Here is a 19,596-nt window from a genome sequence, read left to right as displayed (position 1 = left end):
AGGCGGAAAACGGCAGAGGTCCATGGAAAAGAAAAGCGACTACACGGGCGTGCTCATCACGATGACGTTCGTCGCGATCGTCATCGTGCAACTGCTGATGCTGAAGACGACGAGCACCACCATCGCCTACAGCGACTTTCACCGGCTCGTGGCGTCCGCTCAGGTGCAAGACCTTGAAATCGGTCCGACGACGATCGCGGGCACCTTGCGCATGCCGGACGCGGCAGCCGCATTGCCTGCATCCGACGCCGCCGCGGTCAAGGAAGGCGGCGCGCCGTGGCGCTTTTCCACCACGCGCGTGCCCGACGACCACCTGATCGACAACCTCACCGCGGCGGGCATCCGCTATCGCGGCGTGGCGGAGAGCACGTGGCTCGGCTCGCTGCTCTCGTGGGTGCTGCCGCTCGTGGGCTTTTTCCTGTTCTGGACGCTGCTCATGCGCCGGCCAGGCGGTCTGCAGGACTTCACGGGCATTGGCAAGAGCAAGCCGCGCGTCTACGTGCAGAAGGAAACCGGCATCACCTTCGACGACATCGCCGGCATCGACGAGGCCAAGGCCGAGCTTCAGCAGATCGTCGCGTTCCTCTGCAACCCGGAGCGCTACCGGCGCCTCGGCGGCAAGATTCCGAAGGGCGTGCTGATCGTGGGCGCGCCGGGCACGGGCAAGACGCTGCTCGCCAAGGCCGTGGCGGGCGAGGCGGCGGTGCCGTTTTTCTCGATCAGCGGCTCGGCGTTCGTGGAGATGTTCGTGGGCGTGGGCGCCGCGCGCGTGCGCGACCTCTTCGAGCAGGCGCAGCAGAAGGCGCCCTGCATCGTCTTCATCGACGAACTCGACGCGCTCGGCAAGGTGCGCGGCGCGGGCGTGACCTCGGGCAACGACGAGCGCGAGCAGACGCTCAACCAGTTGCTCGTGGAGATGGACGGCTTCCAGCCGAACTCGGGCGTCATCATCATGGCCGCCACCAACCGACCCGAGATACTCGACCCGGCGCTGCTGCGTCCGGGCCGGTTCGACCGTCACATCGCCATCGACCGCCCGGACGTGACCGGGCGCCGCCAGATTCTCGCGGTGCACGTGAAGCACGTGAAGCTGGCGGCGGACGTCGATCTGGGCGAACTCGCGGCGCGCACGCCGGGATTCGTTGGCGCCGACCTCGCGAACGTGGTGAACGAGGCCGCGCTGCACGCCGCCGAACTCGAAAAGCCGGCCGTGGAGATGGCGGACTTCGACGAAGCCATCGACCGCGCCATGGCCGGCATGGAACGCAAGAGCCGCGTGATGAACGAGCACGAGAAGATCATCATTGCGCACCACGAAGCAGGCCACGCGCTGGTGGCGCAGAGCCGCGAGCATTGCGACCCCGTGAAGAAGGTGTCCATCATTCCGCGCGGCGTGGCGGCGCTCGGCTACACGCAGCAGGTGCCTACGGAAGATCGCTACGTGCTGCGCCGAAGCGAACTGCTCGACCGGCTCGACGCGCTCCTGGGCGGCCGCGTGGCTGAAGAAATCGCGTTCGGCGACGTCTCCACGGGCGCCGAGAACGATCTGGAGCGCGCCACCGCGATGGCGCGGCACATGGTGGCGCGCTACGGCATGAGCGAGCGCATTGGCCTCGCCACGTTCGGCGACGCCGACGGCAATGCGCCGTTCCCGTTCGCGCCGGGCGCTTCGGGCGAGCGTTGCAGCGAGAGCACGGCGCAATTGATCGACGAGGAAGTGCGACGGCTGCTCGCCGAGTCGCACGAGCGTGTGATGCGCACGCTGATGGCGCGCCGCGACGCGTTGGAGCGAATCGCACAGCGGCTGCTCGAACAGGAAGTGCTCGATCACGAGACGTTGTTGCGGTTGATTGCGGGTGAAGACGCGAAAGCGGGCGAGAGCGAAGGCGAGGTCGCCGACCCCGCTGGCGCCACTGCCACCGCGACGCCGCCCGCCGCGGCGCGTGCGGCCCAACCCGGCGCTCAATCCGGCGCCCAACCTTACGCGGAACCGGCAAGCGCATCGCCCGCTGAGCCAGCCTCCGGGGCCGCGCCCGAACCGGCCATGGCCAGTTCCCCGAACGAGCCTCACCATGCCGGTCCATAACGCCGATTTCGCCGCGGTGTTTTCCGAGATCGCGGACCTGCTCGAAATCGAAGCCGCGAATCCGTTTCGCGTGCGGGCTTACCGCAACGCGGCGCGCACCGTGGGCGGCTACGGGCGCGACGTGGCGCAGATGATCGCCAAGGGCGAGGCGCTGGACGACATCCCAGCCATCGGCACCGACCTCGCCGCAAAGCTGCGCGAGATTGCCGCCACCGGCTCGTGCGCGCTGCTTCAGCGGCTGCGCAAGGAATTGCCGCCCGCCATCGTGGAGTTGCTCGACGTGCCGGGCCTTGGCCCCAAACGCGTGCGCATGCTCCACGACGCGTTGCATGTGGATACGCTCGAGCAGCTTCGCGAAGTCGCGCAGTCGGGCGCCATCCGCAAGCTGCCCGGCTTCGGCGAGAAGACCGAGGCGCATATCGGCGAAGCGCTCAGCAAGAGGCTCCAGCATCGCGAGCGGCGGTTCCTGTTGCCGTTCGCGGCGCAATATCTGGAGCCGCTGCTCGCGTACCTGCGCGCGACGCCCGGCGTCGTGCAGGCCGTGGCAGCCGGCAGCTTCCGGCGCATGCGCGAAACCGTGGGCGATCTGGACATTCTTGTGACCGCGCATCAGCCCGCCGCCGTCACGGCGCGCTTCACGCATTACGACGAGGTGGCGCAGGTGCTCGCGAGTGGCGAGACGCGCGCCAGCATCGTGCTCAAGTGCGGGCTCCAGGTGGATCTGCGCGTGGTGGTGCCGGAGTGCTTCGGCGCCGCGCTCGTGTACTTCACGGGGTCGAAGGCGCACAACATCGCGATGCGCCGCATGGCGCAAGACCGCGATCTGAAGATCAACGAGTACGGCGTGTTTCGCGGCGAGCACCGCATCGCGGGTACGACGGAAGAATCGGTGTATGCCGCGATCGGGCTGGCATGGGTGCCGCCCGAACTGCGCGAAGACCGCGGCGAGATCGACGCGGCGCGCGAAGACCGGCTGCCCGCGCTGGTGGAGCGCAAGGATCTACACGGCGACCTGCACGCGCACACCAACGCCACGGACGGCCGCAACAGCCTGCGCGAGATGGCGCTCGCGGCGCGCGAACGCGGCCTCGACTATCTCGCCATCACCGACCACTCGCAGCGCCTCGGCGTGGCGCACGGGCTCGACGCCGCGCGCCTCGCGCAGCAGATCGACGAGATCGACCGCCTGAACGAAACACTCGGCGGCATCGTGCTGTTGAAAGGCATCGAGGTGGACATTCTCGAAGACGGCCGGCTCGATCTGCCCGACGACGTGCTCGCGCGGCTCGACCTCGTGGTGGGCGCCGTGCACAGCCACTTCAACCTTTCGCGCGAGGCCCAGACCGCACGCGTGCTGCGCGCCATGGACCACCTGCACTTCACGATCCTCGCGCACCCCACGGGGCGGTTGATCGGCGAACGCGACGCCTACGATCTCGACCTTGCGCGCGTGATCGCGCACGCGCACGAACGCGGCTGCTACCTGGAACTCAACGCCCAGCCGCAGCGGCTCGACCTGGAAGACGTTGCGTGCCGCGAGGCCGCGCAGGCGGGCGTGCTCGTTTCGGTGAACAGCGACGCGCACAGCACCGACGACCTTCGCCATCTCGATACCGGCATCGGCCAGGCACGGCGCGGCTGGCTGACGAAGCGCGACGTGCTCAACACGCGCACGCTCGCACAGTTGCGGCCGCTTCTCGCACGCACGATGGGCAAGGGGCGCGGGCATGGCGCATCCGCGGACGCCGGCGCCAGGTCGGCTGGTCACGCCGCCGCCGTGCCGCAAGGCGCTCGCGGACCCCTCCCTGTCACGCGGAGCTGACGTGGTCCGCATGCCGCGCTGCCGTTTCGTGAGGCCGGCAGGCGCCGTGTACTTTCACCGCGTGCGTTGTCCGCATCGTCCGCATCGTCTGACATGACCCGCCGCCCATCATGACGAGACCGCGAAAGCCCCGCGCCCCCGCCACCCTGACGCTCGACGCGAAGGTCGAACGGCTGCGCGATCCGGCCGCCTGGCCCGAGCGGCCGCAGGCCGTGCAATGCATCGAAACCCATATGTCGTGGGTCTTTCTCACCAACGGTCACGCGTGGAAGCTCAAGAAGCCGGTGCGCTACGAACAGCTGGATTTCCGCACGCTGGAGGCCCGCCGCCACTTCTGCGAGGAAGAGTTGCGGCTCAACCGGCGGCTCGCGAACGGCGTCTATCAGCGCGTGGTGCCGCTCACGCTCGACGCCGAGGGCGTGCTGCGTCCCGGCGGCGAAGGCACCGTGGTGGACTGGCTCGTGAAGATGAAACGCCTGCGCGCGGATCAGATGCTCGACTGGGCGCTCGCCCACCAGACCGCCACGGCACGCGACGCGCGAAACATCGCGGAGCGCCTCGCCGCGTTTCATCGCTCGCTCGCCGCCGCGCCATGGACGCCTGAGACCTACCGAAGCACGCTGCGCGAAGGCATCGACGAAAACGAGCGCGAACTCTGCAAGCCGGCGTTCGGCCTGCCCGCTAACGAGGTGGCCGCGCTCTGCGCGCAGCAGCGCGCAATGCTGGCCAACCACGCCGCGTGCTTCGACGAGCGCGTGCACGGCGGCTGGGTGGTGGAAGGGCACGGCGACTTAAGGCCCGAACACGTGTGCCTTGCGCCGCCGGTTGCCGTGATCGATTGCCTTGAGTTTTCGCAGAGCCTGCGAACGCTCGACGTGCTCGACGAAATTGGCTACCTCGCGCTGGAATGCGAGCGGCTGGGCGCGCCCGTTTTCGCGCGGGCGTTGCTCAAGGCGTACGGCGAGGCTTATGGGGAGGCGGGCGGGGCGCGCGTCGATGCGGCGCTCGTGAACTTTTATCAGAGCTACCGCGGGGCGGTGCGCGCGCGGCTTGCCGCGTGGCACCTGCGCGAGCGCGCGTTCCGGTCGGGGTCGCAGGCGGTCGTGCATTGGCGCGAGCGCGCGGCGCAATACCTGGCACTCGCGCAACTGCACGCGCAGCGCGGCGCGCGCGCGTTCGCCGAGACGCCTCAGTGCTGCAACAACTCCACGATCGAGCCGCCCGTGTGAATGCGCGCGATGGCCTCGGCGAAGAGCGGCGCGGTATCGAGTACGGTGAGCTTGTCGAGAAGCGCGCCGGGTGGCACGCGCCACGGCGGCACGGTATCGGTAATCACGACCTGTTCGAACGCCGGTTGTGCGCAGGGGGTGTCGCGAGCGGGCGTCGGTTCGGCGGAGGTGGAGGCGGAGCTGCGAGTGGGCGCCGGTTCGGTGGAGGCGGCACCGTGAACCGGCGCCGCGGTGCTCTGCGAGCGCGCGCCATCCTGCGAGCCAGCCCGCACGCCCGTGCCCAGCACCTGCGCCGCCGCGCCAATGAAGAGCCCGTGCGTGGCCGCGGCGTACACCGTCCGCGCGCCCAATGCGCGGCAGTCCGCGGCGACGTGCGCAAGTGTGGTGCCGGTGCCGATCAGGTCGTCCACGATCACGGCGCAGCGCCCGTTCACGTCGCCCACGATCGGCTTGCCCGTGACCACGCCGCCCGCCCGCAGCTTGCCCGCGAAGGCGGCCTCCACGGGCCGGCCGAGGTGTGCCGCGAGCCGCAGCCGGAAGTCTTCGGCGCGCCGGATGCCGCCCGCGTCGGGCGAGACCACCACGACGTCCTCGTTCGCAAGACGCGATGCGAACCATGCGGCGAAGGGGCCATTGGCCTCCAGATGCTCGGTGCGGCAGCTGCGAAACGCGTTCTGCCAGGCGGCGAGGTTGTGCACGTCGAGCGTGACGATGCGGTCCGTGCCCACCGCTTCGAACAGCTGGGCGACGTAACGCGTGGTGACGGGGTCGCGCGGCTGCGACTTGCGGTCTTTGCGCGCGTAGGCGAGATAGGGCACGACCACGCAGACGCGCGCGGCCGAAGCGTCTTTCAATGCGCCGAGAAAGAACAGCAGGCGGCACAGCTTGTCGTTCACGGTTTCGTGCGCGTCGCCGTAGAGGGAATGGACCACATAGACATCGCTGCCGCGCACGTTCACGAGGGGGCGCGTCTTGTGCTCGCCGTCTTCGAATGCGCGCTCTTCGTGTTCGCTCAATGCGATGCCCAGCTGCGCGGCGATGCGCGCGCCGAACTCGCGCGTCGCACCGAGCGCGAACAATTTCAGGTCCGTCTGGTCCATCATGAAGATTGCCTCGCTTCGATTGGCCTGCCTGCGCTTGCTGCGCTCACTGCATTGACGCGTTCCTGTTCATGAAGCACTTCGATGTATTCAACGGCGATGCCGACGGTATCTGCGCTCTCCATCAGCTGCGGCTCGAGCAGCCCATGGAGGCTACGCTCGTCACCGGCGCGAAGCGTGACGTGGCGCTGCTGCAGCGCGTCGAAGCCGTGGCCGCGGCGGGAGACTCCGTCACCGTGCTCGACGTTTCGCTCGAGACGAACCACGCGCCGCTCGTCGCGCTGCTCGACCGGGGCGTGGACGTCGAGTTCTTCGATCATCACTATGCCGGCGCCGTGCCGGTGCACGCATTGCTTGCGGCCCATATCGATCCGGCCCCGGACGTTTGCACCAGTCTGATCGTGGACCGACACCTGCGCGGCAAGCACCGCCTGTGGGCCATTGCGGGCGCGTTCGGCGACAACCTCATGGGACCGGCGCATGCACTGGCCGTGCAGGCGAGGCTTGCCGAGCGCGACGAGCAGCAGTTGCGCGAACTCGGCGAGGCCATGAACTACAACGCCTACGGCGACAGCGAGGCCGATCTCATCGTGCCGCCCGCCGCGCTCTATCGCGCCGTACGGCCCTACGCGGACCCGTTCGAATTCATTGCGACCACCTCGCTCGTGGAGCAGCTTGCCGACAGCCGTCGGCGCGACATGGCGCTTGCGCATCAGCAGCGGCCCGCCGCGGAACTGACGTGCGGCAGCGTCTATGTGCTGCCCGACGCGGCGTGGTCGCGCCGCGTGCGCGGTGCGTTCGCGAATGCGCTGGCGAACGCGGAGCCGCAGCGGGCACATGCGGTGCTTTCCGCGACGCAGTGCGGCGATTTCACCGTGAGCGTGCGCGCGCCCGTCGGCTTGCCCTACGGCGCGGACCGGCTGTGCCGCAGCTTCGCGACAGGCGGCGGACGCATGGCCGCGGGCGGCATCAACAGGCTCGCGCGCGAGCGCTTCGACGAATTCGTGCAGATGTTCCGGCATGTGTTCGAGGCCGCCTGAAACGTGACGTGAAGCAAGCCGAGCCGGTTTGACGCGCGCTTGAATTCCGCCTGAGTCCCCGCTTGAAGCTGGCTTGGACCGGGTTTGAACTGCGTCCGCAGCCGCGTCTGAGTCCCGCCTGGGTTTCGCGTTGATCTCACCGGGGTTTCGCCGGAGTCCCGCTTGAGCCGCTTCGGTCACTCGGCCCCGCGCTACCTCCGGCATTTCATCTGCGGCATTTCACCTGCGACACCTCAACGCGCTGCCTGCACCGCAGGCAGGCCCACTGTCTGCGCGAGGATGGGCAACTCGTCTTCGTTGAGGCTCAACGCATCGGACAGCACGCGATGGTTGATCCAGCCCCGCACCACCGTGGCGAGCCCCGCCGATGCGCAATACAGCGACACGTTCTGCGCGATGGCGCCCGCGGCCACGGCGGCGAACGTTTCGCGCTGCGACTGCGGCATGCTGAGCAGCGCCGACATACGGATTACGTAGACGAGATCGAGCGGCGCCGCGCCCACGAAGTCCTGATAGCCCGTCATGTTGCGCGCGTCCACGGCGTGCTTGAGCACCAGCCGGTGTTGCGGCGCGTCGTAGCGGTACACGCCGTTGGGCAGCGCCGCGTAGATGTCGACCTCGTTGAATGCGTGCGCCGAGGGTGCGGTGCGCCCGCCCGTGAGCGGCCGGTTCACGCCGTCCGCGGCCCAGAGCAGTTCGCCGAGTATGGCGGGCGAGAGCGACGTGGGCGCGAACTCGCGCGTGCTCGTGCGAAACGAAAGCGCCGTCATGAGCGGCAGGCCCGAGCGCAGGTCGGGTTGCGGCAGCTCGATGACCGGCGGGGTTTCGCCTTGCGGCTTCGGCGGCTGCGTGGCAGGCGCCGGCTTGTATGTCAGGAGTTGCTTCTGGCTCATGTCCCACTCCGTTGTGCGTGACGGTGGATATTGGTGCGCGCGAGCGCCGCGCGCTGCCTTTTCACGATAGCGGGTTGGCGCCCCGGCGCGCTTGATTTCAGTCAACCGCCCGGTGGCGTAAAAGACCTTTCCATCGAAGCACCCGCGCCGCAGAGGGGGCGGGTGTCGCCTCGATTCGAGCCGGTTGCGACCGCGCGTGCGCATCGCGTTTTGCGTGCGTCGCGTGATGGGCCAGTTGTCGCCAGAAGGCCGAAATGAGGCGCTGGGGGCGCCGTTGACCTGCATCAGAAACAGGCCCCCACCCGCATGCAAAGCTGGGTCTGCATGGGCGAGCCTGCGTGCCTGGATTTCGCAGGCAGACAGCCCGGGTGAACGGGTGCACTTATCTGGCTCGCTCATTTGGCAACTCATCTTGCAACTGCGGCGGCAGCGAGGAGAAGGCGATGAAGACGGACGCGCAATTGAAGCAGGACGTGGAAGACGAACTGGAGTGGGACCCGGCCGTGAAGGCGACGGACATCGGCGTGGAAGTGTCGGACCGCATCGTGACGCTCTCGGGGCATCCGTCGAGCTACGCGGAAAAGGTGGCGGCCGAGAAGGCCGCGCATCGCGTGGCCGGCGTGAAGGCCGTGGTGGTGGAGATGCACGTGCGGCTGCTCGGCGACGACGTGCGCACCGACGAAGATATCGCCAACGCCGTGCGTTCCGTGCTGCGCTGGACCGTGGGCCTGCGCGAGGACGACGTGAAGGTGCAGGTCGAGAAGGGCTGGGTCACGTTGAGCGGCGAGGTGGAGTGGGCGTATCAGAGCCACATTGCGAATCGCGCGGTTTCGCAGATGCGCGGCGTCACGGGTGTGTCGAACCGCATCGACGTGCGCGGCGACGTGGATTCCGAAGACATCGGTACGAACATTGCCAAGGCGATGCAGCGGCACGCGGAACGCGAGACGAAGCACATCCAGATCAAGGTGCAGGACGGCACGGTGACGCTCTCGGGCAAGGTGGGCTCGTACGCGGAGCGGCAGGTGGCCCGCGGCGCGGCGTGGTCCGCGCCGGGCGTGCGCGCCGTGATCGACAACCTCGTCGTGGAGTGATGCGCCGTGCAGCGGATCGACATGAATCATGCAACGCATTGCGCACCTCGCCACGCAACTCGCGATGCCACTGAAGCAACCGGCACGGCCAGTGCGATGCATGCGATGCGTGCAGTGCATGCGGTGAGTGTGGTGACGCAGCGGCGCGCCTGCCGCAGAGGCCAACCATGACCATCCTCGGCAACGTACACGAAGGGCACTGGTCCGTGGCGGTGGAGACGGCGCCGGCGCCGGGCGGCGCGCCCGGGGTGCATGGCGCGCATGAGGTGCATGGCGCAGACGGTTCGCACGGCTACGTGTGCGAGATCTGTGTGACGCACGAGCGGGCCGGCGACAAGCTGTTCGAGCACCGCTTCCGTCACGCCCGCACGTTCGCGAGCGAGCGCGAGGCGGTGCTGGAGGGCCTGCGCGAAGGGATGACGTGGATCGAACTGAAGATGGCGAACGCGTTCGACATGTGAGAAGACGCGTTCGAGAGGCGAGCGCGCGGCAAGCGGGCTACAAGCGGGCTGCAAGCGCCGCGCGCTTCGCGGGAATCGCGTCAGCCCTCGTTGCGCGCCGGGGCAGGCAAGCGGGTTGCGGTAGCGGACCTGGTCAATGAGGAAGGCGAGGCCGCAGGCAATGCGGAAGGCAATGGCCCAGGCACCGTCGCACCAGGCGACACCGCGGGCGACGCATCGGCGGGCGAACTGCCCGGCGCGTTTTGCGGCATCGAAGCCGCGGGTTTGCCGTCCTGTCGAATGGCGTGTTCGACACCGGGCGTCAGGACGTAAGGGACGAATGCCGCAAGGGCAATCCATAGCAGAACACCGGCAACCATGTTGCTCTCCTCGAGTGAGCGACGCCGCATGACGGAAGGTCTGGGATGCGTGGAAAGCGTCGCAATAGCTTCAATTTACGAAGCGAGCCGCGGTGGCTGTTGATGGAACTCAACCCATTGGTGTGCACGCACACGAAAGCAAGACCGGGCGCGAGGGCGCACGAAAAGTTGCACGAAAGGTCGCACGAAAGCCCGGCATCAAGCGGGCAAAACGTATCCAGGAGGCGTGAAGTGAATGCAGCAACCATCTGTACCCGCGATGTCGTCACGTGCCGTCAGGACACCACGGTGCTCGAAGCGGCGCGGCTCATGCGCAATCACCACGTGGGCGATCTGATCGTGGTGGAGGAGTCGGCGTCGGGCCGCATTCCGCTCGGCGTGATTACGGACCGCGACATCGTGCTTTCCGTCGTCGCGAAAGAGGTCGATCCCGCGAAGCTCTTTGTGAGCGAGATGATGTCTACGCCCGTCGTATCGGCATACGAATGGGAAGACGAGTGGCAACTGCTGCGCCGTATGCGGCTGCATGGCGTTCGGCGCCTGCCGGTACTGGGCGACGCGGACGAACTGATCGGCATCGTCGCGTTCGACGACCTGCTCGAAGCGGCCTCGGGATTTCTCTCCGAGCTATGGCTCGTGACAGGCCGGCAATCGCACTTCGAGGAAAAGCACCGTACTTGAGGGTTTTAGGCGGCGAGTTGCGACGCGGAGATTCGAGGCGGACATGCGAGACAGAGATGCGTGGCGAGATACGGAGCGCCGCGCCGCGCCCCGCCACGCCCTGCATCAAGCCCTGAACGTTACCCCGTGACCCGCGTGCCCGCCGTGCCCTTCGCCATCTCTTCGATCCGATCCAGCGCGCCGATCACCGCAGGGCGCCCCGTCTGCGTGGCGAACGCGCAGGCCGCTTCCACCTTCGGTCCCATCGATCCCGCCGCGAACGGCATCTTGCGCAGCTCCGACGCCGCGACCTCGCGCAGCGCACGCTCGCGCGGCGTGTGCCAGTCGAGGTAGACGGCGTCCACGTCCGTGGCGATCAGCAGCAGGTCGGCTTCGAGCTGCTGGGCGAGCAGGCTGCTGCACAGGTCCTTGTCGATCACCGCTTCCACACCCGTGAGCCCCTTGCCGTCCGGCGCGGTGGCCACCGGAATGCCGCCGCCGCCCGCGGCGATCACTACCGTGTCGTGCGCGAGCAGCCAGCGAATCGGGTCGATCTCCACGATGCGCTGCGGTTTCGGCGACGCCACCACGCGTCTGAAGCCGGCGCCGTCCGGCGCAATGGACCAGCGGTTGCGAATGGCGAGCCGTTCGGCGTCCTCCTTCGGGTACACGGGGCCGATCGGCTTGGTGGGATGGCCGAACGCCGGGTCTTCGGGGTCCACCTCCACGCGCGTGAGCAGCGTGGCCACCGCGCGCTCGCGCGGCAGCGCATTCGCCAGCTCCTGTTCGAGCAGATAGCCGATCATGCCTTCAGACTCGGCATCGAGCACGTCGAGCGGCGTGGCCGAGGCGTTGCCGCCCGCTGCCGACTGCAGCGCGAGCATGCCGACCTGCGGCCCGTTGCCGTGCGCGACCACCAGCTGATTGCCGGCGGCGAGCTTCGCGATCTGCGACGCCGCGCGCCGCGTATTGGCGATCTGGTTCGGAATGGTGAGCGGCTCCGAGCGTTTGAGCAGCGCGTTGCCGCCAAGGGCGACGAGAATTCGCATGAGGATTCCTTCGTTGGCTTGTGCTCGCCGGCGCGCCGCGCCTTCGCGTGGCACGCCGGCGCCGTGCTAGGCGAGGGTGGCGACGAGCACGGCCTTGATCGTATGCATGCGGTTTTCCGCCTGCGAAAACACGATGGAAGCTTCGGACTCGAACACCTCGTCGGTCACTTCGAGTTCCGTGAGGCCGTACTTTTCGTGGACCTGGCGCGCCGTTTCCGTTTCGAGGTTGTGATACGACGGCAGGCAGTGCATGAAGCGCGCACGCGGCTTGCCGGTGGCACGCATCAAAGCCGAGTTCACCTGATAGGGCTTGAGCAGCGCGATGCGCTCGCCCCAGGCATCCACGGGTTCGCCCATGGAGACCCACACGTCCGTGTAGACGAAATCCGTACCCTTGACCGCTTCGGCCGGATCTTCGAGCAGTTGCACGCGCGCGCCCGTGGTTTGGGCCAGCTCGCGCATCTGTGCGACGAGATGCTCTTCGGGCCAGAGGGCGCGCGGCGCGGCGATACGCACGTCCATGCCCATCTGCACGCCGCCGATCAGGAGCGAGTTGCCCATGTTGAAGCGGGCGTCGCCCAGATAGCAGAACGACATCGTATCGAGCGGACGTTCGCCGAACTCTTCCATGGTGAGCAGATCGGCCAGCACCTGGGTGGGGTGGAATTCGTCGGTGAGGCCGTTCCATACCGGCACGTGCGAATACTGCGCGAGGTCTTCCACCGCGGTTTGATGGAAGCCGCGGTATTCGATGCCGTCGTAAAGGCGGCCCAGCACGCGCGCCGTGTCCTTCAGCGATTCCTTGCGGCCCAGTTGCGAGCCGGCCGAATCGATATACGTGACGTGACCGCCCTGGTCGTGCACCGCGACTTCGAACGCGCAGCGCGTGCGCGTGGAGGTCTTCTCGAAGATGAGCGCGATGTTCTTGCCGTTCAGGCGCGGCACTTCGTTGCCCGCGTACTTCGCGCGCTTGAGTTCAGCGGCGAGGTCGAGCAGAAAACGGATGTCGCGTGGGCTGAAGTCCTGCATGTTGAGCAGGCTTCGATTGCGAAGATTGAATGCCATGGTGTCGGTTTCCTTGAGCCTGTTGGGGCGTCTTGAAGAGGCCGGCGCACAACGTTTCCGTAACGAACGGCAACGAACGTGCGAGGTGACGTGCGAGGTGCGACGTGAACCGTGCGCCGGCCGCGTGAAGTCAGATGGGGTCGCGCTCGATGGGGCAGGTCATGCAATGGCCGCCGCCGCGCCCGCGGCCCAGTTCGCCGCTCGGAATGGTGATGACTTCCACGCCGGCCTTGCGCAGCAGCGTGTTGGTGTAGACGTTGCGGTTGTAGGCCACCACCACGCCGGGTGCGAGCGCAATCACGTTGTTGCCGTCGTCCCATTGCTCGCGCTCGGCTTCCCATTCGTCGCCGCCCGTGGCCACCGTGCGCAGCTTCGGCACGCCGATGGCACCGGCCACCACGTCGAGGAAGGGCGCCGTTTCGGCGCGCACGTCGAGTTCGCCTTCGCGGTCGCCGGGGCGCAGGCTGATGGTGTGAATGCTGTTCACCACTTCCGGGAAGATCGTGACGAGATCGTGGTCGCAGAACGTGAACACGGTGTCCAGATGCATGGCGCCGCGCGAGCGCGGCAGTTGTGCCGCGATCACGCGCTTTACGCCCTGCTGCGCGAAGAGGGCGCGCGCAAGCTGCGCCACGCCTTGCGGCGAACTGCGCTCGCCCATGCCGATGGCCACCACTTCGGGCGAGAGCGGCATCACGTCGCCGCCTTCTATCGTGGCGCCGCCGTGGTCCACGTCGGGGTCGCCCCACCAGACGCGCGGGCCGCCTTCGAAGAGCGGATGGAAGCGGTAGATCGCGGTGGTGAGCAGCGTTTCCTGGCGGCGCGCGGGCCAGTACATGGAGCCCAGCACGACGCCGTTGTTGATCCAGCAGCTGTTGTCGCGCGTGAAGAGCGCGTTGGGCAGCGGCAGCACCACGAAGCCCGCGTGATCCAGACACTCCGCGGTGATGCCGGCGGGGCGGAACGGCAGCTCGGCCTTTACGATGCCGCCAATCAGACGCGTGGCGAGTTCATCGGCCTTCATCTCGTCGAGCCAGGGGCGCAGTTGCGCCGCGAGTTCGCCGTCCATCTGCCCCGCCGCGAGCTTGCGCGACAGAATCCATTCGCGCGCCTCGGGGTTGCGTACCACGTCGGCGAGCAGGTCGTGTGTGTCGAACACTTCGACGCCGCGCTCCTGCATCGCGCTCACGAATGCGTAGTGGTCGTTCTTGGCCTGGGTGACCCACAGCACGTCGTCGAACAGCAGGTCACGGCAGTTGGCCGGGGTGAGCCGGGCCTGGGCCAGGCCCGGACGGCAGACGATCACCTTGCGCAGCCTGCCGGTTTCGGAATAGACGCCAGATATCACGATGTGTTCTCCGCGTTACAGACTGAGGCTGCCGGTGGCGAGCAGCCACGCGGCGGCAATGGCGAGACCGACGATGGCAGCGAGAATCACCGCTTCGAACGGCTGGAAGATGCGCGCTTTCTGCTCGCGCTTGGCCCACGCATAGAGCACCACGCCCGGCGCATAAAGCAGCGCGCTCAGCAGCAGGTATTTGAGGCCCGCCGCATAGAGCAGCCAGCAGCAATACACCACGGCCAGCGCTCCGATTCCGATGTCGCGATACCGCGCGCTTTCGCCCGCGGTGTAGCCGTCGCCCTTCACCGCGATCAGCGCTGCATAGACGGCGGAGAACAGATACGGCACGAGGATCATCGACGTGGCGAGCGAGATCAGCGCGAGGTACGTCGCGTTGGAAACCAGCGTGACGATGAGGAACAGCTGCACGAGCCCGTTGGTGACCCACAGCGCGTTTGCGGGCACGCCGTGCTCGTTCTCGCGCTTGAGGAACGCGGGCATCACGCCGCCGCCTGCGGGGGTGAACAGCGTTTCGGCAGCCAGCAGCGTCCAGGCGAGCAGCGCGCCGCCCACCGAAACCAGCAGGCCGATGTTGACGAGCACAGCGCCCCAGGTACCCACCACCTTCTGAAGCACGCCGGCCATCGAGGGGTTCTTCATGCCCGCCAGCTCGGGCTGCGAGACGATGCCGAGCGAGAGCAGCGAAACGCCCATCAGCAGCGCCAGCACGACCACAAAACCCAGCACGGTCGCGCGGCCCACGTCCGAGCGCTGCTGCGCGCGCGCCGAATACACGCTCGCGCCTTCAATGCCGATGAACACCCACACGGTAATGAGCATCGTGCTCTTCACCTGATCGAGCACGCCGGGCAGCTTCGGGTTACCCCAGAAGCCCGCGGAAAACTCCTGCGCGTGAAACGCCGCAGCCGCAATGGCGATGAAGAGCACGAGCGGCACGATCTTCGTGACGGTGGTCACGGCGTTGAGCACGGCTGCGCTGCGCACGCCGCGCAGGATCACGAAGTGCATGATCCACAACGCGACCGAGGCACCCACGATGGCCGCGCGCGTATTGCCCTCGCCGAAGATCGGAAAGAAGTAGCCGAGCGTACCGAACACGATCACGAGGTAGCCGACATTGCCTATCCACGCGCTGACCCAGTAGCCCCACGCGGAGTTGAAGCCGACGAAGTCGCCGGCGCTGGCGCGCGCATACGCATAGATGCCGTTGTCGAGCTGAGGCTTGCGCAGCGCGAGCGTCTGGTAGACGAAGGCGAGCATCAGCATGCCGGCGCCGGTGATGAGCCAGCCGATCAGCACGGCGCCGGCGCCCGCGCCCGACGCCATGTTTTGAGGCAGCGAGAACACGCCGCTGCCGATCATCGAACCCACGACAAGCGCGGTCAGCAGACCGAGTTTGAGACGTTGGGGGGACGTTGTGCTTGAAGAAACAGGCGGCACGGGCGCCGCGCCAGGCGGCGTGCCATGCAGGTGACGAGCCAGGGGTTTCATGAGAGGTACTCCAGTGGGGAGACGTCTCATTAAGTCATGCGAAACCGGGGCGGCGTTTGATGTGGATCAGTCAGGGTTAGTCGGGATGACCGATTCGGGATGCGGCGTGATGAACCACTGCGGAGCTATTGCGCACGGCGGTGTACGAGACATGCCGTGTGCATTTAGATGCCTTTTTTATGGTGCTTTTGTGTCGCGCGAGGAGGAAGAGGCGGACGAGGCGGAAGAGGCGGCGAGCAGGCGCAGCATTGCGCCCAACCGCTTTCAGGCCGGCGCCTGCTCCACCAGCATGTCGCGCAACGCAGCGGCAAACCGCTGCAACGAAGCCACGGACCCGGCCACGCTCTGATACTTCTCGCGGCCGATCTGTCCGTCGAGCGTGACGAGCATGCCCGCTTCGCGAGCAAGCGCGAGCAGCGTGTCGGCCTCCGAGCAGACATCGGCGCCTGAAGGCTGCGGCTGGGCACGTTCCTGCGTGCGCGGCTCGCCAGCGTATGGCGTACCGCGGCGCTCCGGTTCGGGATAGACAGCGCCGGCATCGCTGTAGCGGGCAACGGACATGGCGTAGGACATGGCAGGTCTCCTTGGCCGCGTAGGGGAACGCCGGGCAACGTCAATGGAGCGAGGAGCATTGGAGGCGTTGCAGGCGGTGCGGCGAAAACGTTCTTTCCATGAACCCAGTATCGGATAGCGCGTGCGCCACCGAAATCAGACCGTGCTGAACTTCGCGTAAGGGATCGCCGACGCCTTCAGCATTTCCCTACACGGCGGGCGGCGTCTGCGGCGCGCCAACGGCGAGCGCCGGTTCGCCGCAGTGCAAAAGAATGGCGGCGCGCGTGCTGTCGCGTAGTTGCGTCATGGCGGCAAAGTCGCGGCCTTCGGGCCAGATGGGCGGCATCACCGTGACGGTGACGGACCCGGCGCGCGGAATCCATTCGCCGTCGCGCATCGCAGCACGCATGCCGTTGAGCGCGACGGGCACCACGGGCCGCTGCGCGAGGCACGCGGCGCGAAACGCGCCCAGATGAAACTCGCGCAAGCCCGCTGCGCGCGTGAAGGTGCCTTCGGGAAAGAACAGCAGCGCGTCGTGCCCCGGTGCGGTTGCGCTTTCGACGAGCTTCGCCTCGTCTTCCAGGCTGCGCCGGTAGTCTGTCCGTTCCACGAAGCATGTGCCGAGCGCGCGCAGCAGGCGTCCCGCGAAGGGGCGCGTCGCGAACTCGCGTTTGGCCACGAAGTTCACGGGCGGGGGCAACACAGTGGGCAGCACGGCGAGCAGCACCACGGCATCGAGATAGCTTGCGTGATTGGCCGCGAGAATAGGACGAACCGCTGTGGTTTTCGCGCCGCCTGCATGAAGTTCGCTTTCGGGTTCGCCCTTGATGTTCATCACCTTAACGCTCACATCGAGACCCGCTACGCGCAGGAACAGCCGGCAGGCGCCCGAGGCGATACGCCAGTTGCGCGGCACGTTCCGGCTGAACGCGATGGCGAACCAGACGGGCGGCGCGAGCAGCGCGAAGGCGATCCAGCAGTAGAGGCCGCGTGCGGTGCGCGCAACGCGTTGCACCGCGCGATGCCAGAGCGGCGCGAGGCTGGCTGCGGCGATATCCGCGAGTTGCCGCCACACGCGGTGTTCGGGCAGCCGTTTGCCGTGCCGCTCGTAGCATTCCAGCGTCGCCGCGTGGCGAATCTTGCCGCCCGGCGTCTTCAAGATGCTGTGCGGCGCGACGAAACCGATTTCCTCCGGCGGCGCGCCGTATAGCGCGATGGCCGCGGCGTTGATCCGCGCCTGCAGCGCGGCGTGATCGGTTCCCGTAGCGGTATCGGCAGGCGAAGGTGCTGCGGTCTCCACGACGATGACCACGCGTTCGGTGCCGCTGCGCGTATCCGTGCTGCCGCAGACGGCCACGCCGCCCGGCACGACGCCGGGCAGCCGGCCGATCGCGTCTTCCAGTTCGTAGGGAAAGAAGTGGCGTCCGCCGCGAATGATCATGTCCTTCACGCGACCCGTGATGAAAAGCTCCGCGTGGGCCAGGTAGCCGAGGTCGCCCGTATCGAGCCAGCCGTCGCGGATCAGCCGTGCCGTCTGCGCCGGGTTGCGATAGTAGCCGCGCGTAGCCGACGTGCCGCGAAACTCGATGCGCCCTACGCGCCGCTCGGGCAGTTCGAGCCCGTCGTCGCCGACGATGCGCAACGCCGTTCCGTCGAGCACCGTGCCGCAGCTCACGAGTTCGAGCGCATTCGCATCTGCGGAGCGGGAGGGCACCGCGATGCCCCGAGCGTTGAGCGGCTCGCGCTCGATCCGGTCCACACTCAAGCCGCGCCCCGGCTGCGGGAAGGTCAGGCCGAGGGTGTTTTCGGCAAGTCCGTAGACGGGCGTGATGGTGGTCTCGCGCAACCCGAATGGAGCGAGACGCTCGGCGAAGGCGCGCATGGTGGCCGGACTCACGGGCTCCGCGCCGCAGAATGCATAGCGCAGTGACGAGAGGTCGAGCCCTTCCAGGTCGCGCTCAGGCAGTTGATGCGCGCAGCGCTCGTAGGCGAAGTTCGGTGCGGCGGTGATCGTGCCGCGATAGCGCGCAATCATCGCGAGCCATCGCTGAGGCCGCGCGAGGAACGTGAGCGGCGAGGTCACGATGAACGGCAGGCCGTAGTAGAGCGGCGCCATCCACGCGCCGATCAGTCCCATGTCGTGATAGAGCGGCAACCAGCTCACGAGCACGTCGTCGGCGTCCACGCGCATGCGCGTGCCCATGGCGCGGAGGTTGGCGAGCAGGTTCGCGTGCGTGAGCACGACGCCCTTCGGGTCGCCCGTGCTGCCAGAGGTGTACTGGAGCAGCGCGATGTCGTCGGGCGAGGCGGCGGCCGGCGCTTCGAACGGCCGCGGCACGATCTGCGCGGGCGTGACGACGTGCTGAAGCGTTGCTACGCGAATGCGCAGCAGCCGTGCGACGGTGGCGACCTCTTCGAATGCGATCAACACCTTGACCTGGGCGTTGGCGAGGATCGCGGCGTGCCGCTGCACATGCTCTTCGATCTGCGCGAGGCTCGCGGGCGGATAGACAGGCACGGGAATCGCGCCGCACATCAGCACGGCCATGAACGAGACGAAGTAGTCGCAGCCGGTGGCGAGCATCAGCGCAACGGTGTCGCCGGGATCGACGCCGAGCGCGCGCAGGCCGCCTGCCATGTCGCGCGCCCGGCGGTCGAGTTCGCCGTAGGTGAGCGGCGTTTCCGTGAGGCCGTCTTCGAGCACGATCAGGTGCGTGCGCTCGGGGTGACGCCCGGCGTGCCAGGCGAGGGCGGCGGTGAGGGTGAGGGCGTCGGCGGGTTCGTCGAGAGCGGGCTTCGCCGGGGTGATCTGCGGCGTGGCGGGTGCAACGGCGACGATATGCGGTTCAGCGGGTGTTGCCTGCGTGGCGACGTTCGGTGCTGCGGTTGTGGGTGTGGCTATGGCTGCGCTCGCCGCTTGCAGGGCACGCAGTACGTCGGCAGGCGTGAGCGCCGACGCGAACGTCTCCACCGGCAGCGGCGTATTGAAGGTCTGTTCGATGCGCGTGAGCAGTTCGGCGCGCGCGAGGCTGTCGAAGCCGAGGTCGCGTTCGAACTGCGTATCGAGGCGAATGCGGCCTCGCACGTGAGCTTCGCCGCGCAGTTCGCCGGCAAGCTGGTCGATTACGTCGGCTAGCTGTGAGAACTGCGGTGCAAGCTGAGGTGAGCGCCGCGGCGCTTCAGTCGCTGCGCCGGGCGATTGTCGTGATGGAGCCGGGACCTCGTCCATCGCAGCCTCCTTGTGGTGTTGGCGCTCGCATGGGCAAGTCACGTGGACCATGCGCGTGCACCCCTTCATGCGGTCGCTTCATGTGGCCGCTTTATGTGGCCGC

Annotated in this window: 15 protein-coding genes; 7 read left to right on the top strand and 8 right to left on the bottom strand. The window is 67.5% G+C overall.

Translation table 11 applies throughout. The features are described 5' to 3' along the window. Positions 1-61 precede the first annotated feature (61 nt). The 3 genes from ftsH (at position 62) to PKKP23_RS12435 (ending at position 5,137) form a co-directional block, all read left to right on the top strand. A complete protein-coding gene (gene ftsH / locus PKKP23_RS12445) occupies positions 62-2,086 on the top strand; it encodes an ATP-dependent zinc metalloprotease FtsH (protein ID WP_420873222.1) in 2,025 nt (674 codons plus the stop codon). Next, positions 2,073-3,908, top strand: coding sequence for a DNA polymerase/3'-5' exonuclease PolX (gene polX, locus PKKP23_RS12440; RefSeq protein WP_126877118.1), 1,836 nt, complete (start codon positions 2,073-2,075; stop codon positions 3,906-3,908). The genes ftsH and polX overlap by 14 nt, the downstream gene beginning before the upstream one ends. Positions 3,909-4,018: 110 nt before the next feature. Beyond that, positions 4,019-5,137 carry a hypothetical protein gene (locus tag PKKP23_RS12435; RefSeq protein ID WP_126877117.1) on the top strand — a complete coding sequence of 373 codons (1,119 nt, stop codon included), beginning with the start codon at positions 4,019-4,021 and terminating at the stop codon, positions 5,135-5,137. Here PKKP23_RS12435 and PKKP23_RS12430 read toward each other — a convergent pair. After that, positions 5,098-6,237 (bottom strand): ribose-phosphate diphosphokinase, encoded by a 1,140-nt coding sequence (locus tag PKKP23_RS12430; RefSeq protein WP_240658985.1) that lies wholly within the window; start codon positions 6,235-6,237, stop codon positions 5,098-5,100. The genes PKKP23_RS12435 and PKKP23_RS12430 overlap by 40 nt on opposite strands. A 71-nt stretch (positions 6,238-6,308) precedes the next feature. Between PKKP23_RS12430 and PKKP23_RS12425 the strand changes: the two genes are divergently transcribed. Continuing rightward, positions 6,309-7,277: an acetyltransferase gene (locus PKKP23_RS12425; protein WP_126877115.1), complete on the top strand. Its 969-nt coding sequence runs from the start codon at positions 6,309-6,311 to the stop codon at positions 7,275-7,277. Between the two features lie 233 nt (positions 7,278-7,510). Here the strand turns inward: PKKP23_RS12425 and PKKP23_RS12420 are convergent, their stop codons facing one another. Then, positions 7,511-8,170 (bottom strand): nitroreductase family protein, encoded by a 660-nt coding sequence (locus PKKP23_RS12420; RefSeq protein ID WP_017775712.1) that lies wholly within the window; start codon positions 8,168-8,170, stop codon positions 7,511-7,513. 443 nt (positions 8,171-8,613) lie between these two features. On the opposite strand from PKKP23_RS12420, the gene PKKP23_RS12415 reads away from it, so the two are divergent. The 3 genes from PKKP23_RS12415 to PKKP23_RS12400 all read left to right on the top strand — a co-directional run bounded on the left by PKKP23_RS12415 (position 8,614) and on the right by PKKP23_RS12400 (position 10,765). After that, a complete protein-coding gene (locus PKKP23_RS12415; protein ID WP_017775713.1) occupies positions 8,614-9,264 on the top strand; it encodes a BON domain-containing protein in 651 nt (216 codons plus the stop codon). Positions 9,265-9,431: 167 nt separating this feature from the next. Beyond that, entirely contained in the window at positions 9,432-9,725 is a 294-nt protein-coding gene (locus PKKP23_RS12410) for a hypothetical protein (RefSeq protein WP_017775714.1), read from the top strand. A 590-nt stretch (positions 9,726-10,315) separates the two neighbouring features. Beyond that, positions 10,316-10,765 (top strand): CBS domain-containing protein, encoded by a 450-nt coding sequence (locus PKKP23_RS12400; RefSeq protein ID WP_017775715.1) that lies wholly within the window; start codon positions 10,316-10,318, stop codon positions 10,763-10,765. Between the two features lie 119 nt (positions 10,766-10,884). Here PKKP23_RS12400 and arcC read toward each other — a convergent pair whose 3' ends face one another. The 6 genes from arcC to PKKP23_RS12370 form a co-directional block, all read right to left on the bottom strand. Next, positions 10,885-11,793 (bottom strand): carbamate kinase, encoded by a 909-nt coding sequence (arcC, locus tag PKKP23_RS12395; protein ID WP_126877113.1) that lies wholly within the window; start codon positions 11,791-11,793, stop codon positions 10,885-10,887. Between the two features lie 66 nt (positions 11,794-11,859). After that, the gene (gene argF, locus PKKP23_RS12390) at positions 11,860-12,858 is read right to left on the bottom strand and encodes an ornithine carbamoyltransferase (RefSeq protein WP_017775717.1); all 999 of its coding nucleotides are present in this window, start codon (positions 12,856-12,858) and stop codon (positions 11,860-11,862) included. A gap of 130 nt (positions 12,859-12,988) precedes the next feature. Next, entirely contained in the window at positions 12,989-14,206 is a 1,218-nt protein-coding gene (locus PKKP23_RS12385) for an arginine deiminase (protein WP_126877112.1), read from the bottom strand. A gap of 15 nt (positions 14,207-14,221) precedes the next feature. Continuing rightward, positions 14,222-15,712 carry an arginine-ornithine antiporter gene (gene arcD, locus PKKP23_RS12380; RefSeq protein WP_026121645.1) on the bottom strand — a complete coding sequence of 497 codons (1,491 nt, stop codon included), beginning with the start codon at positions 15,710-15,712 and terminating at the stop codon, positions 14,222-14,224. Between the two features lie 264 nt (positions 15,713-15,976). Next, positions 15,977-16,285, bottom strand: a complete 309-nt coding sequence (locus PKKP23_RS12375) for a hypothetical protein (RefSeq protein ID WP_240658959.1) — start codon at positions 16,283-16,285, stop codon at positions 15,977-15,979. A gap of 187 nt (positions 16,286-16,472) precedes the next feature. Beyond that, complete coding sequence (locus tag PKKP23_RS12370) at positions 16,473-19,493, bottom strand: AMP-binding protein (RefSeq protein WP_126877110.1); 3,021 nt, start codon at positions 19,491-19,493, stop codon at positions 16,473-16,475. Positions 19,494-19,596: the final 103 nt, after the last annotated feature.

Origin of the sequence: Paraburkholderia kururiensis JCM 10599 = LMG 19447 (genome assembly GCF_003986935.1) — a bacterium.
Taxonomy (GTDB): Bacteria; Pseudomonadota; Gammaproteobacteria; order Burkholderiales; family Burkholderiaceae; genus Paraburkholderia; species Paraburkholderia kururiensis.
Note: the sequence above shows the minus strand (reverse complement) of the source record. Positions and strands in the feature narration are given on the sequence as shown.